The 14,360-nt window shown below is 62.3% G+C and carries 16 protein-coding genes; 14 read left to right on the forward strand and 2 right to left on the reverse strand.

Annotated features, from left to right (window positions below; all coding sequences use genetic code 11):
* The first annotated feature begins 85 nt into the window (after positions 1 to 85).
* Genes V473_RS13745 through V473_RS13770 form a run of 7 tightly spaced genes read left to right on the forward strand, consistent with a single transcriptional unit; the run spans position 86 to position 2,944 of the window.
* A complete protein-coding gene (locus V473_RS13745) occupies positions 86 to 403 on the forward strand; it encodes a hypothetical protein (RefSeq protein ID WP_066606043.1) in 318 nt (105 codons plus the stop codon).
* Positions 404 to 415: 12 nt separating this feature from the next.
* Complete coding sequence (locus V473_RS13750; protein ID WP_066606047.1) at positions 416 to 940, forward strand: head-tail connector protein; 525 nt, start codon at positions 416 to 418, stop codon at positions 938 to 940.
* On the forward strand, positions 940 to 1,314 hold the full coding sequence (locus V473_RS22980) for a phage head completion protein (RefSeq protein ID WP_169793946.1): 375 nt from the start codon (positions 940 to 942) through the stop codon (positions 1,312 to 1,314). The genes V473_RS13750 and V473_RS22980 overlap by 1 nt, the downstream gene beginning before the upstream one ends.
* Positions 1,311 to 1,709, forward strand: coding sequence for an HK97-gp10 family putative phage morphogenesis protein (locus V473_RS13755; protein WP_066606055.1), 399 nt, complete (start codon positions 1,311 to 1,313; stop codon positions 1,707 to 1,709). Before V473_RS22980 ends, V473_RS13755 begins: the two co-directional genes overlap by 4 nt.
* Positions 1,710 to 1,711: 2 nt before the next feature.
* Positions 1,712 to 2,122: a DUF3168 domain-containing protein gene (locus V473_RS13760; RefSeq protein ID WP_066606058.1), complete on the forward strand. Its 411-nt coding sequence runs from the start codon at positions 1,712 to 1,714 to the stop codon at positions 2,120 to 2,122.
* A gap of 14 nt (positions 2,123 to 2,136) precedes the next feature.
* Positions 2,137 to 2,574 (forward strand): phage tail protein, encoded by a 438-nt coding sequence (locus V473_RS13765; RefSeq protein ID WP_066606060.1) that lies wholly within the window; start codon positions 2,137 to 2,139, stop codon positions 2,572 to 2,574.
* The gene (locus tag V473_RS13770; RefSeq protein WP_066606062.1) at positions 2,567 to 2,944 is read left to right on the forward strand and encodes a hypothetical protein; all 378 of its coding nucleotides are present in this window, start codon (positions 2,567 to 2,569) and stop codon (positions 2,942 to 2,944) included. The genes V473_RS13765 and V473_RS13770 overlap by 8 nt, the downstream gene beginning before the upstream one ends.
* A 295-nt stretch (positions 2,945 to 3,239) precedes the next feature.
* Here the strand turns inward: V473_RS13770 and V473_RS23630 are convergent, their stop codons facing one another.
* On the reverse strand, positions 3,240 to 3,572 hold the full coding sequence (locus tag V473_RS23630; RefSeq protein WP_148648411.1) for a hypothetical protein: 333 nt from the start codon (positions 3,570 to 3,572) through the stop codon (positions 3,240 to 3,242).
* Positions 3,573 to 3,604: 32 nt separating this feature from the next.
* Here V473_RS23630 and V473_RS13775 point away from each other — a divergent pair, with 32 nt between their 5' ends.
* Both V473_RS13775 and V473_RS13780 read left to right on the forward strand, forming a co-directional pair.
* Complete coding sequence (locus tag V473_RS13775) at positions 3,605 to 6,832, forward strand: phage tail tape measure protein (RefSeq protein WP_066606064.1); 3,228 nt, start codon at positions 3,605 to 3,607, stop codon at positions 6,830 to 6,832.
* A 3-nt stretch (positions 6,833 to 6,835) separates the two neighbouring features.
* On the forward strand, positions 6,836 to 7,435 hold the full coding sequence (locus tag V473_RS13780; protein ID WP_066606066.1) for a hypothetical protein: 600 nt from the start codon (positions 6,836 to 6,838) through the stop codon (positions 7,433 to 7,435).
* A 122-nt stretch (positions 7,436 to 7,557) separates the two neighbouring features.
* On the opposite strand, the gene V473_RS13785 is transcribed toward V473_RS13780, so the two are convergent.
* A complete protein-coding gene (locus tag V473_RS13785; RefSeq protein WP_066606069.1) occupies positions 7,558 to 7,776 on the reverse strand; it encodes a hypothetical protein in 219 nt (72 codons plus the stop codon).
* An 86-nt stretch (positions 7,777 to 7,862) separates the two neighbouring features.
* Here V473_RS13785 and V473_RS13790 point away from each other — a divergent pair, with 86 nt between their 5' ends.
* From V473_RS13790 to V473_RS13810, 5 genes are read left to right on the forward strand one after another with little or no spacing between them, the layout of a single operon-like run.
* Positions 7,863 to 8,516, forward strand: a complete 654-nt coding sequence (locus V473_RS13790) for a hypothetical protein (RefSeq protein WP_066606072.1) — start codon at positions 7,863 to 7,865, stop codon at positions 8,514 to 8,516.
* Between the two features lies 1 nt (position 8,517).
* On the forward strand, positions 8,518 to 8,931 hold the full coding sequence (locus tag V473_RS13795; protein WP_066606075.1) for a DUF6950 family protein: 414 nt from the start codon (positions 8,518 to 8,520) through the stop codon (positions 8,929 to 8,931).
* Positions 8,931 to 11,666: a phage tail protein gene (locus V473_RS13800; RefSeq protein ID WP_066606077.1), complete on the forward strand. Its 2,736-nt coding sequence runs from the start codon at positions 8,931 to 8,933 to the stop codon at positions 11,664 to 11,666. The genes V473_RS13795 and V473_RS13800 overlap by 1 nt, the downstream gene beginning before the upstream one ends.
* Positions 11,667 to 11,704: 38 nt before the next feature.
* On the forward strand, positions 11,705 to 12,106 hold the full coding sequence (locus tag V473_RS13805; RefSeq protein ID WP_066606080.1) for a hypothetical protein: 402 nt from the start codon (positions 11,705 to 11,707) through the stop codon (positions 12,104 to 12,106).
* A complete protein-coding gene (locus V473_RS13810; RefSeq protein WP_066606083.1) occupies positions 12,103 to 14,349 on the forward strand; it encodes a hypothetical protein in 2,247 nt (748 codons plus the stop codon). The genes V473_RS13805 and V473_RS13810 overlap by 4 nt, the downstream gene beginning before the upstream one ends.
* Positions 14,350 to 14,360: the final 11 nt, after the last annotated feature.

The following is a 14,360-nucleotide window of genomic DNA, read 5'->3' on the forward strand; positions in this document are numbered from 1 at the left end:
ACGCCACTCCCGCCAACCCTCAAAGCCCCACCGCTGAATAAGACGGGTTAAGGCCGCCGAAGAAGCGGGCAAGAAGCGCAGCGGCGTGCTGGATGCGCTGGCGGCGGCCATTACGGCGGCGGAGGCTGATCGCGCGCAGGGCTTCACTCAGGCGAGCGCAAATCCGCCCGCCATTGCCGCCCAGCTCGACACCTCCGGCCCGGCAAACATTCCGGCGGCCGACGCCTTCGACCCGTCGGGCGCGCCGTTGCAGGTCGTGCCGGACGTCGACCCTAATCATCCGGCCGTCGACAATGATCCGCGCGCCGGCACGACCGAGTTGCAGAACCGGATCGACTTTAACGACCCGACCAAGCCGGGGCATCAAATCGTCGCCGAGCAGCTCGCCGATCAGGCTAAGTAAAAAGCGAAGACGATGGCGGAACCGATCGCTCTCGAACAGGCCAAGGCGCAGTTGCGTGTCGATGGCGATGATGAGGACCAGGTGATCCGTGACGCCATCGTCTCAGCGCGGGGATGGGTGGAGCGTTACACCGGGTTGGTGCTGACGCGCCGGGCTATCCGGGAAGCACTGCCGGCCTTCGGCTATCGCTTGCGCGCATGGCCCGTCGTTTCGATCACCAGCGTCAGCTACTTCGATCCTTGGCGGGCTGCCCACACCCTAGATGCGGATCTATATATGCTGGACGCGAGCTCTCGCCCCGCCCGGCTGCTGGCGTCTAGTTGGCCACGATATCTGCTGAATAGCCGGGTAACTGTCGAAATGCAGGCAGGCTTTGCAGATGCAGCTGCAATCAATGAGTTCGAGCCGGTGCTAATGCAGGCTATGCGCCAGCTGCTTGCTGGGTTCTATCATGACCGCGAGACTGGTGGCCTTGCCGGTGCGGTAGAGGACGCCGCCAGAGATCTTTGCCGCCCACTGAAGACATGGACCGTTTGATGGCCATCGACAGCTTGCGGCCCTCGCGCCGGGATAAGCGGATCGCATTTAAAACGAGACAGTCGAGCGTCGACGGTCGTGGTCATTCGACTGTCGGGGAACAATGGGTGGTTCTCGGCAATAAATACTGGGCATCAGCATATTTTGGAAGTGGCGATGAACAGCGCGCGTCGGCCCAAGACGGCGCGACACAAAAGGCGTCTTTTGACGTCCTCTCCAACAGCGTGACTCGTTTGCTCAGTGTTAAACACCGACTGTACTATCCCGTCAGCGACACTGACCCAGACAAATGGCCGGCTTGGGATATTCGTGGCATTGTTCCGCTTGGAAAAAATGAAGGCTTTCGGGTCACGGTAGAGTCTGCGCCTACATGAAATTTGTGGGCTTGGCTGCGATGGATCGCAAGTTGCTGGCGATCCGTGACGCGGTATCGCCAGCCTCTCGTGAAAGATCGTTGATGGCAGGTGCTGTCATCATTCAAGCGGAAGCGCAGCGGTTAGTGCCGGTGCTGACCGGCAACCTGCGCGAAAGCATCATCATAAGTTTTGATGCTGGTTTGAACTTTGCTGCTGTCAAACAAAGTCGTTTTTTCTCGGCGATCTATGTCGGGCCGTCGAAGGATCAAGGCTTCTACGGCCATATGGTCGAGTTGGGCACGTCGCATTCACCGGCCCATCCATTCATGCGCCCGGCGCTGGACAACACGCGGGAAGAGGTCCGCCGCGCTATGGGCAGTTCGCTCTGGGCAGATGTTAAGAAAGCTGCCTGATCATGGATATCGAAGACGCGCTACGCCTACGGCTGATCGAAGCTGATCCGGTCGCAGAGATGCTGGCAGACTATGAAACGTCAAAGGCGGTATTCTGGGTGCTGCGACCGCAAGGCTCGGCAATGCCGGCGATCGTCCTGACAACCGTGTCCGCGCCAATGGATGAGCATATGAGGGGGCTGCAATCGCTTCAGTTCATGCGCCTTCAACTGGACACCTATGCCCCGTCGGTCATCGTCGCTCAGCAACTGCGTGACAAGGCCATCGCCACCATGGTTCCTCGTTATCGCGACCAAGGCTTCTACTTCCGTCCGGCGTCCGTACTTGGCCGCCGAGATCTTAGCGAACCAGGCGTCAACGGTCCGATCTATCGCACCTCAACGGACATTCGTGTCCGCTATTCACCAGCCTGAAGGAGGCTTTTGTCATGAGCGACGTTGAAACCGGCCATCTGAGTGAGTTCTGGCTCAAAGACCCGACCTCGGGCAGCAGCACGCTTGTAGAGCTGGGCGAACTGACTGAGGTGCCCCTGCCCGAGGGTACGGCCGATCTGGTCGAAACCAGCCACATGAAGACCATTGGCTATAAGAGCTACATCAACGCTCCGCTGAAGGATGGCGAAGAGGCCGACCTAGTGATGAACTACATCCCCGGCTCGGTCACCGACCAGCTTTGCCGGAAGGCGAAGGCCTATGGCCGGCCGCTCGAATACAAGATCGTGTTGGTGAATGGTGATGGCACCTGGGAAATCTCCGGCCAGCTTATTGTCCGCAACTATGTGCGCTCGAACCCGATGCTGGACCGCCGCACCGGCACGCTACGCGTGAAGTGGGCGAGCGAAGAAACGGAGGCTGCCGGTGCCTAATCCGCTTCGTGGCCAGGCGTCCTTCAAGGCGGGCGCCTCCGAGTTCACGCTGGTGTTCGATATCAACACCTTCTGCGAACTGGAGGATGAAACGGGCCTGGGCGTCGCGGATCTGGTAGAGCAGATTCAGGACAAGCCCAGCTTCAAGCTGCTGCGCTCGATCTTCTGCGCGGGCCTTCAGGCTCACCATCCGCAGACGTCGATCGTGGAAGCCGGCGAGATCATGTCCGACGCCGGTCTGGACGTGATGAAGGACGCCCTTGCCCGCGCGCTCAAAGCCGCCATGCCCGCGCCGTCGGACGACACGGCGAGTGCGGAGGGAAAGGTCAAGCCGGCTCGCAAAAGGGGTGGGACTGGATCAAACTCCTGACGCTATGGACGCAGGCTGGGCATGACCCGGATGCGTTCTGGCGACAGACGCCTCGCACTCTAAAGGCGACGCTGGACGGCTACAGAGCCGGCCGCCGGGCGGAGATCGAGGCCCTCACCTATCATGCACGGCTGGCGGCCAACCTCTCGCGCTATCCGAAGAACAAGCCCTTGCCCACGTTGGACACGCTGTTGAAACCGGCCGTGCCGGAAAAGAAGCAGTCGACCGATGCGATGCTGGCGGCGTTTCAGGAGATGAAGGCGGCGGGTGCGCCGATCAATATCCGGAAAGTAGCTTAGCACGGCACCTCTTTTAGAGATCCGTCTTCGCTGTAGCAAATCGGCGGCTTCGGCGGGCACTGAGGGCGAGATACACCAGATTTTGCAAGGTTTTCACATGCGGCTTTTGCTCTGCCATACATTTCTCTGCGCCTAGCATTGCCAGACTGGGCGGCAGGAGCGCGCGCGGCCAAAATCTTGTTGTATTCCTCGTCTTCTCCGGCCGCTCTCTTTCGCTGAAATTCACGCTCTTCAGCAGCGTTGAATTCATTGAAAGTGGGCGTTTCCTGCACCGGACCGCACGCGCAAATCAAGGCGAGCGCCGGCATCAGTTTCAGTCCTTGTGCCATCACCACCGCTCCAGCTAGAATCGGAAACATCGATGGATGACATGAAAATCGGCGGCTTGCACGGCGAATTGGGCCTAGACGTGCGCGGATGGTTCGATGGCTTCGAGGATGCCCGCGAAGCACTCGCGGACTTCGCCAAAGAGGTCATGTCACAGTTTAAGGATCTGGAAGGGTCCATTCGCAATGTCGCATTAGGCATGTCTGCCGCGATCAGCGTTCCATTTGCGGGCATGGCTATCGTGACGAAGCGCGGTGCGGGCGCCTTCGAGAAATCAATGAACAATGTTCATGCTGCCCTGCGCGGGATCAGCGGAGATCAACTGGTAGCGCTGTCCGATGCGGCGCGACGGCTCGGACCAGAAGTCGGCCGCAGCGCTGCCGAGGCGGCTGACGGGATCGAAACGCTAGGACTGGCCGGCATGAATGCGACCGACATATTGAATGGCGGTCTTTCGCAGACATTGCGTTTAGCTGCCGCCAATGCCGCAGATCTAGGCCAGTCCGCCGCCGTAGTGACGGATGTGATGGCGCAATTCAACAAAACGTCTGGCGATCTGGAGCGGGTGGTTAACAATATCACTGGCGCGCTTGACGCATCGAAGTTGGGGTTCAACGACTTCAAAGACGCCATCGCGCAGGGCGGCGGGGTAGCTGGTGCCGCAGGCGTCACCTTCGAAGATTTCAACACTTCACTTGCCGGCACCGCCGCATTGTTCGGGAGCGGTTCGGACGCGGGTACTAGTTTCAAGACATTTATTTCGGCGCTGAATGGCAATTCCAAAGAAGCGAAGGAGATGATCAAACGGCTAGGCTTGGAGTTCTATGACACCGCGACTGGAAAAATGAGGCCGATGGCTGACATCGCAGACCAGTTGAGTGAGAAGCTAGGAAACCTCTCCGATCGCTCTCGCACTGACGTTCTTTCCACGATTTTCGGAAGCGACGCTATGCGCACCGCAATCGGCCTCATGCGTCTGGGCGGCCAATCCTTCGAGGATTTGCAAAGGACAATTGGGCAAACCGATGCCGGTGAAAAGCTGGCGATCCAGTTGCAGGGTGTCGAGGCATCTTCGCAGGATCTAAGCAACTCTTTCGATGAGCTGAAGATCGCGCTCGGCGAAACCGGCATCCTTGCTGCTTTCACAGCTGTGCAGAACGCGCTTTCCTCGATGGTTCGTACTTTGGCTGAGCTGCCGCTCTGGTTCCGCACTGTCGTTGTCGCGATCTGGGGCGTAGCGGCAGCGGCCGGGCCAATGATCCTGGCGTTGATGGGTATCGTTAAGGTGATTGCTCCGATCGTCCTTCTTACCGGAGCGTTCGGGACGTTCGGCGCGATCCTTGGTGTGCTTCTGAACCCGCTTGGCGCCGTCGTCGCTGTGCTCGGGCGGCTGATTTTTGCACTGTCGGGTACGAATGCTGCCTTGATGACGCTCGGCTATACCATGTCGATCTGGGCGGGCGGGATCGGCCTCGCCGTGACAGCTCTCACCTTGTTAGTCCTGTGGGTCAGCCGCACGGCGACCGCCAGTAGTGCTGCGACCCAGGCGGCGCAGGCCGCGAGCGATGCCTACGCGCGACAGCAACAAGAAGCGTTGAAGCTCGTTTCCGCAACCGGTGAAGCGCGCAAGGCCATCATCGAGAAGATGAAGGTTGATCGGGCGGCAGCGCTCCAAGCCATGGAGGCGGCCCGCGCTGACGGCGTTGCTGCTCTAAAAGCGCTCGCCCGCGCGCGCGCCAACTTGGCACTGGCGAAATCAACCATCCCTAATCCGGGTTCGGCGGGGGCGGTCGGTAACACGCAAATTGCTCCGGCTATGCGGGCAGTGCAGGAGCAAGAGGCGACCGTTACGAAACTCGCGGAAGCCCTCAATACCCGTGTTAAATCCGTTGAGGATTACACCCGCAACATCAACAGCCCGGAATTTGGCACCGTCGATCTGAACTTCGACAAGGCTGATGCCGGCAAGACGGCAAAGGGATCCGGCCCATCCGCGCAAGAGCTCGCCAACCGCCGCGAGCAGATGAAGCTTGAACAGCAGATGGCCGTCGCCCGCGCCCGCGATGACAAGGACGAGATGCGCCGAATCCAGGATAAGCTCGACATCCTTCAGCGCCAGCGTGACTATGAAGACGCTGGACTGTCGGTGGCTGCCGCGCGCACCGCCGCGGCGAAGGACATCGCGGAGATCAAGGCCGCTGAAGCCGAGTTCGATGCGCGCGAGATCGCCCAGGCGGAGAATGCGCTTGACCAGCAGCTGGCGGAAATTCGCGGCGATGAGCAGATGGCCCGCTACGCCGCTGACAAGGCCTATCTCGAAGAGCGCACGACCTTCTGGCAGGGCAAGGGCCTGACCATCCTCCAGGCGCAGAAGCGCGCTGCGGAAGATTTGGTGCAGGTTGATATCGCCCGCGCCGATGCCGCCGCCAAGGTCGCCACCCAGCAGGCATTGGAGCGCGAGGCCGAATTGTCCCGCATCCGCGGCGACAGCGCGGCCAAGCAGCGTGCCGCCGCGCGCGAAGCGGAGGCCGCCCGGCGTACCGAGCAATATTATCGCGACGGCGAAGGCAAGGTTACAGAGGAAGATGCTCGCGATCGTGCGAACCGCGAACTGGATGAGGAAGAACGTGCTCGCCAGCAAGGCCAGTGGCGTGACACCTTCAAAGGCGCGATGCGCGCCGCACTCGACGGCGATCTTGGCGGATTCGTGAAAAACTGGTGGAAGGATCAGGTTTCGCGTGGCCTGGAAGAGGCGCTCAACAGCCTGACCGATATGCTGTTCAATATGTTTCGTCAGGCTATGGGTCAGGCTGGAGGTGCCAGCGGCGGGGGTGGTGGCGGCATATTCGGCGCCATCATGAACGGGATCGGCGCGATTGGCGGTGTACGCACCACTTCCAGCGGCGGCCTCGGCGGGGTCAGTACAAGTTCGCAGTCCTACCTTAACGGGCTGTCGGCCAGTCTCGCTGTGCCGAAAAACCTGCCCGGCTTCGCCACAGGCGGCAGCTTTGAGATTGGTGGCGCGCCGGGCATCGACACCAACCTCGTTCAATTCTGGGGCACGGCGGGAGAAACCGTCGACATCAGGCGCGGAAACAACGACAATGATGGTGGTGGCAACATCTACCACATCACCGGCAACGTCTTGACGCCCGAGATGTGGGCGCAAATCCAGGCAATGGATGGGATGGCGTCTGCGCAGGCTGTCGGCACGACCGAAAGGCGCGCAGCGCGCCGCAGCCGCCGCCGGATGGGCCGCTGACCCATGGCCTTCATCGATCTGACCGACGTCGAATGTCAGTTGGCAGAGCCTGGCATGCAGGACTTCGGCGTCCTGCAAAAGCCGGTGTTGGGCGGTTCGATCAACAAAGTGGACCGTCTCGGCGGCGGTCATGTGCTGTCATATACCGTGCCGCCAAAGGCGATGGAGCCGGATGGCCGGCGTCTTGTGGCACGGTGCCAGATGGCGAAGCGCTATGGCGTTATTCTGGAAGTGCCGCAGGTCGATTTCAAGGTGGGTACGCCTGGCCTCGCCATCACCGTTGCCAGCGCTGTCGCCGGTGGGCGCTATGTCCAAATCACTGGCGCGACGCCGCGTTACGCCGTCCGCATGGGCCAGGCGCTCAACATCACCCGCAACGGCCACCGCTATCTCTATTTCACTGCCGCGCAGGTGGTGTTGAACGGATCGGGCGCGGGGCAGGTCGAATTGACGCGGCCCTTGCGCACGAAGCTGTTGGGGACTGAAGCGGTGAACCTGGCCAAGCCGGTCATTGAAGGCTGGATCGAGGGCGACAATTTCAGTTGGCCGATCAGCATGCAGCGCACGACCGGCCTCCAGTTTGACGTGGTGGAGCGCGCATGACTTACGAAAAGCATCAGTTGGTAAAACGTGACTGGTTGATCATGGGCGACCCTGATCGCCCTGACCGCGCTATCGTCTCCCGCCATCACCGGTCGGGATGGCGGGAATATGAGCAAATGAGGCTATCGCCGCTCAAGCCGAACCCTATCCAGCGTCTCAAAGCTGTCTGGACCTCTATAGTTGACCGGCTGACCATTCCCTAACTGCGCACGTTTCATGCCTTTGATGGTGGCGTTCGGATCCTTCCAATGGCCCGCAGGAATGATTTCCTGATAAACATAAACCGTTACGTGACCGCCGTCAGGATCCACGCATTCGATCTGGTCGATCAATTCTTCCATTTGATTCCCTCCTGTTGTCGCAGGCCGGAGGATAGGCGGACGGGCCGCTGAGTCGAGCCTGTCCGCCGCCATATTAGGAACCGAGCATGACCGTCCTGTCCCCCGCTCTCGACGCGGCGCTGGCTGGCGCGCGCGTCACCATGTTCGGCGCGCTCAAGGTCGAATTGCCCACCATCACGGCCCGTCTGCTCGACGGCTCCGCCGAAATCACCCTGGGCGGCGAGGATTATGCCGGTTCGACGGAAGGCTTCGGCACATGGGAATCGATCGAGGAAATCGAAGACGGCTTCGGCGATGAAGCGCCCGGCACCACGATCACGATCTTTCCGCAGGACGACGCGGCGACAGCCCTGATCTCCGACCCGGATAATCAATATTCGCCGATCACCGTCATGGTGGGCGCGCGTGACGATGAGACGGGCTTGTGCATAGGCGATCCCTATGTGGCGATCCGGGGCGTGATTGACGTGCCGATCCATGGCTTTGGCTTGCGCGAAACGACCGTCGAACTGGACGTCGTGAGCGAGATGGAACTGCTCATGTTCAATGATGAGGACCGGGTCATGTCTCCCGCGTTCCATCATCGTGTCTGGCCGGGGGAGCTTGGCATGGATCACTGCACCGGCGTGACGGACAACGGCTATTGGGGGCAGAACCCGCCCAGCGGCGGCATCCAGACGTCGCGCAGTGTCGCGGTTATTCGGCAGGCGATCGAAAATCGCCAGAACGCCCGCCTCTGACATGGACCTGTCAGCGCGGCGCGACGCCACCCGCAAAACCGTGGAGCGGTTCGCAGGCTTCCCTTTCGCATGGGGCGAATATGACTGCGGCAAGATGGTCATTGCGCACCTGCGGCTAATGGGTCGCCGCCCGGTGCTTGGTCCCGGCGGCAGCTGGAAGACGGCGATCGGCCTCCAAAGATTCCTGCGCCGCCATGGCGGCAACGGCGCGGCATGTCTGGACGCATGGATGCCCCATGCTCGCATCATTCCGGCGCAGGCGATCATTGGCGACGTGGTCGAGATGCCCGGCGAAGAGCCGTTCGGCGCGTTTGGCGTCTGCGTGGGAAACGGGCGCGTGCTGGCCTATCATGAAGATGCCGACGGCGCAGCCATCATCCAGCCGGTTGAATACCTGGCGGCCTGGAGGGTCTGATGGCGAAGGTGCTGAAAATCGCCGCCGTCGTGGTTGCCATCGCCGCCGCGATCCCCTCTGGGGGTACATCGCTGCTGGGGGCCGGACTCATGTCGACCGGCATCGCGGCGACCGCAGCGGCTGCGAGCGCCATTGCCGGCGGACTGGCGCTCGGCCTCAACGTCGCTATCGCGATGACGGCCAAGAAGCCCAAGGTGTCGGGCGTCCAGACGAGTTGGTCCGCTGATCCAGACGCGGCGATTCCGATCGTCTTCGGCCGCACGCTGATGAGCGGCGACATTCGCTATCGCAAGCAGCATGGCAACAAGAACAAGTGGGACACGATCGTCAGCGTCCTGTCGGGTTGCGGGCCGATCCACGCCATCAGCCAGACTTACATGGAAAAGGAGCCGATCTCCTTCTCTGGCGGGTTGACCGGCGTCCACCAGATCGACGGGCACGACCGCATCTGGCAGCGCGTGCAGTTGGGCGCCTGTCCTGAAGCGAGCTATCTGGCCCCGTTGGTTGGCACCCCGCCCGCATGGACGACGGCGCACAAGCTGTCGGGCTATGCCGCCGTCCTCAATACCTTCGAGTATGACGCGGCGGGCGATCACACGCTTACCAGCACGCCGCGCTTCAACTGGCTGGGCGAGGGCGTCCTTTGCTATGATCCGCGTCAGGACAGCACGTATCCGGGCGGCTCCGGCGCCTGCCGTTGGAATAACCCGGCAACGTGGGTTTACAGCGAATGCGGCTGGATACAGGCCCTGACCTTCGCCATCGGCTGGTATCAGGGGCCGAACAATATCCGCGTCGGCGGCGTCGGCATGGATATCGGCGCGATCGACGTCCCGGCCTTTGTCGAAGCGGCCAATGTCGCGGACGCCAATGCGTGGAAGTCGGGCGGCCGGGTCACGACCGCAGACGACAAGTGGGAGGTGATGAAGTCGCTCGCCCAGGCGGGCGGCGGCGAGCCGATACGCTACGGCGCGATCCTGTCATGCTTCGTCAATTCGCCCCGCGTGTCGATCGGCACCATCGGGATAGAAGACGTCATCGGGCAGGCGTCGATCGCCACGGCACAGTCCATCCGCGACCGCGTCAACGGCATCACGCCCCGCTACACCAGCGAGGATCATTTCTGGGAGCAAGTGCCTGCTGGCACCGTCATCAATACCGACTATCGGGCGACCGACGGGCGCGAGCGTACCAAGATGGTCGCCTATCCCATGGTCCAGTGCGAGGCCGGCGAAACCCCGGATCAGGTCGCCCAGCTCGCGGGCTATGATATCGCCAATGCGCGCGAGGCTGGACCGATCGTCTTGCCGCTCAAGCTGCGGTTCCTTGGCTACCGGGCCGGCGACTGCCTGACGATCGAGGATCACCCGGCGTTCGGCAATATTGCTGGCAAGGACGTCATTGTCCTCAAGCGCCAGATCGACCCGTCGACATGCACTGTCACGCTGACCCTTAGGACCGAGACGCCGACGAAGCATGAATGGGCGCTCACCCGCGTCGGGACGCCTGCGCCCATGACGGACAGCACTTCGCCCGCGCCTTTCAGCATGGAACAGCCAACGCTGCTGACGCTGGTTGCGACCACGACCACGACTGCGACCATTTCCGCGCGCGCGCCGACCACCGACCTGTTCCAATATATGGTCTTCTTCGCGGCCAATACCGCCAACTTTGCCGACGCCGTGCCGATCACGCCCCAGATCGTGGACGCGCCCGGCGCAGTCCGCCAGGTGCAAGAGATCGACATGGTTGCCGGGCCGCGCTTCTATTGGGCGGTGGCTTATACGGCGGATGGCATAGGCTCCGATCCTACTGGCCCGCTGGCCGTAAATGTCGGCGGCTTCGACTTCGGCTCTGCCAGCCTGCCCAGCGGCGCAACCATCGCCCGCGCGTCGACCAAGAACCGGATCAACTCCAGCGGTTCGCTCCAGAGCGTGGCCGTGGACACGGCGGCCATCGAATATCACCCGACCACTCACGCGGTGCTGGGCGTGTCGGTCGAACCATCGGCTTCTAACGAGGTAACGAATAACGGCACTTCCGGCGCGGTTGTCGGCGTCATCGGATCGGGCGGCGCGCTTCCGACCGGCTGGACGATGCCGGAGGGCGGTGCTGGCGTCACGGTTGAAGTGAAGGCCATCACCACGATCGCAGGCTTCGACGTCATCGACATTCAGTTTTCCGGCACCGCAACAGCCACGTCGGTGCTAACCCTTCGCCCTGATAATGCTGGCTCAGCGGCCAGCGCAGGTCAGACATGGACGAACAGCCTCTACCTTGCCCTGATCGCTGGCTCCTTCTCCAATGTGGCCAACATCCAGCTGCGCGCAGGTAGTGAAGCAGGCGGAACCCTTCTATCCGGTTTGACCTCGACGTTGAGCCGCTACACTAACACCCGCACGCTCACGTCCACCTCGGCGCGGCAGGTTATGCGCTACAACTGGTCGGCGATCGGTGCGGCCATCAACTTCACGCTCCGGATCGCCCTGCTCCAGCGCGAGTTGGGCAGCAAGGCGACCTCGCCTATCAAGACGAGTGGCACCGTCGCCACGCGGGCGGCTGATGCGCTTGTCCTGTCCTGGGCATCGCGCAACGTCCCTGATGGCGCGATCACGGTCCGCTATACCTTTGACGACGGCTCTACCCAGGACGTCGCCACTACCGTCAGCGGCGGCAACGCCACCGTGCCGACCAATCTGAGCCGCGCGATTATCCGCAAGGTGGAAAAGGTCTGAGGGCGCCAGCCTTCGATCATCACAGCAAAGGAAGCCTGATGGACACGCCCACCGTGCCGCTCACCGCGGCGCGCAACCTTGATCTGCGCGAAGACTATGGATTTCTGGACGAGGATGACGGCCCGCTCAACCTGACCGGCTGCACGCTCAAGATGGAGGTGCGGCTATATGGCGCGCAGCCCGGCGCTGCGCTCATCAGCCTGCCCCAGGTGACCAGCGACATTCTTGGCATCCGTGTGACCGACGCCGCGAACGGCCTCATTCGTATCTTCATCCCCAAGGCCGATCTGACGGCGCTGCCCGGCGGACCTGCGAACGGGACAGAGCCGAACCAGCCCGACGTCTTCGTCTACGACCTGCTGATTGACCGCCCTTCCCCGCTCGAACCGCTCGCCATGGCGGGCACCTTTACCGTCTCGCCCGGAGTGACCGTCCTATGAAGTATATCCGGCTCTACCCGTACAGCGCCCAGATCGCCGCCGAGCGCACCCGCGCTTTGGCCGCTGAAGACGCGCTTGCCGCCGCTGTCGGCAGCAAGGCTTCGGCGTCATCGGTCACCGCGCTGGGCGGCAGGGTGGACGACGTCGAAGACGGCCTGTCCGGCGAGGTCACCCGCGCACAGGGCGCAGAGAATGCTCTTGCCGGCGACATCGATGCGGAGGCCGCGACGCGCGCGGGTGCGGTGAGTGCTCTCAGCGCCGATATCTCCGATGAGGTCCAGCGCGCTTCGGACGCGGAGGCCGCGCTTGCTGACAGCGTCGCGGCGGAAGCATCGATCCGCGCCGACGAAACCGCCGCGCTGGCAGAACAGACCGCCGCGCTCGATGGCCGGGCGACCGGTTTGGAGGTTCGCGCATACACGGCAGAGCAGCAGGCCGATCTGGATCGCGATCTGATCGAGGGCGCACGCTACCCGGTCACCTATGGCCGCCTGGCACTGCAAGCGGATGAAAAGGGCCTTGCCGACCTGACCCTGACGGCCGAGGGGATTGACGGCCGGTTCGCCCGCCCTGGATCGCAGCGCACGCCCGTCACGTTCGGCCGCGCGCCGGTGATGATCGATCAGGACAAGGCATCGCCGCTGGCGGTGGACGCAGCCGGCAAGTTCGTGCTGGGCGCGATGACGTCGGAGCCAACGCTGCGCACCCCGATCAGCAACGGCATCCTGCCGACCGAGCAGACGCCGGACGGCGAAGTGCTGCGCGGCCAGTTCGATGGCGTCCCCTATGACCCGGGCGCGGCGGCGCAGGCGGCAGCCGATCCTGCGGGCGAAACCATGTTCAACTGCAAGCAGCTCGCCGTCTTCGACGTCGATCCCGGCACGCTGTGGCCGACTCGCCGGATCGTCACCCTGTCGCAGCAGGGCGACTTCACCCCGCTGGGCGCGCTGTCTCCGGGCCTGATGCGCGTGAAGGGGCCGGACCCCGACTATCCGATCGGCATCATTGGCTGGCGAGAGCAGATGCTCGCTTCAACTATCCTCTACATCATCATCAAGCATGGTCAGTCCAACGCTGGGGGCTATGACGGCGCGTCAGATGGATCTTCGCCCAACACGAAATTCACGTTGGTTCCGTCGATGCCCGGCCAATGCCTAACCTTCAACAATGGGCCGCACCCGCATCAGACGGCAGGCGGCTCAGGCGACGTCGCGACCCCGGCCGATCCGGCAGGTTTCACCAGCTTCATCGACATGAAGGTTGGCGAACGCGAGGGGCAAGGGCTGGGCGCTGCCGAGGTCTTCGCCATGGCGAGCGGTGCCAAGGTTCTGCTCATCAATAACAGCTTTTCGGGTTCGACCTTCAATGCGCTGGTGAGGACATCGGCTGGTGCTGATGCGCAGCCTTGGACTGATATCAAGGCGATGGTCGCCTCCGCAGTGTCTTTGGCTCAGGCTCAGGGGCTTACCCCCATCGTCGCCGGTTTCATCTGGAACCAAGGCGAGTCAAACGACAATGATACCAAGGCGACATATGCTGCCCGGCTTGGCATCCTTCGTAACTCGGTCGATCAGCTTCTGACAATCACTGGTCAGACGGTGCCGATCCCAATCGTCGCAGCCCAGCCGGCCTCCACGGTCGATCAAGACACCGGACTGGTGCACCCGCCTGCACTGGCAATCTCGGAATGGGCGGCGGTCCAATCCAACCAGGCGGTCGCGCTGCCGCTCTACTGGACGTCGATGGATGATGTCGCCACCGTCCATCACCGGGCGCAGGGCCATCGTCATATCGATGAGCTTAGCGGCCATCTGCTCTGGGAGTTTGCGACTTCCAGCCAGTCGCGCACGCCTCGCATGGTATCCGCACGCCGCACCGGCACGCTGGTGACCGTCACCATGTCGGAGGTGGTAACGACCGATACCAAGGGCGTCGCCGATCCGGGCAATTTCGGGATCAGCTATCGCGACAGCACCGCGTCACGCACCGTCAGCGCGGTCAAGGTCGATGGCAACATCATCACCTTTCGCGTGTCGGGTGCGACCGGCGCGGGGGAGGTTGTCTCGATCGCGTGCCACGGCGCTAAGAAATATCCCGCGCTGGCCAACCGCGACGGCATGGGTCGCCTCTACGGCCTGCGCTCCTGCATCCGCTCGCTCCGACGATACTGGTCGCACACGACCGGCCGGCCGCTGTTCCTTTGGGCGCAGCAACAAGAACTCAACGTCTCCGTTTCCGCCTAACCAAAGGACTT

It is taken from the genome of Sphingobium cupriresistens LL01 (genome assembly GCF_001046645.1).
Taxonomy (GTDB): Bacteria; Pseudomonadota; Alphaproteobacteria; order Sphingomonadales; family Sphingomonadaceae; genus Sphingobium; species Sphingobium cupriresistens.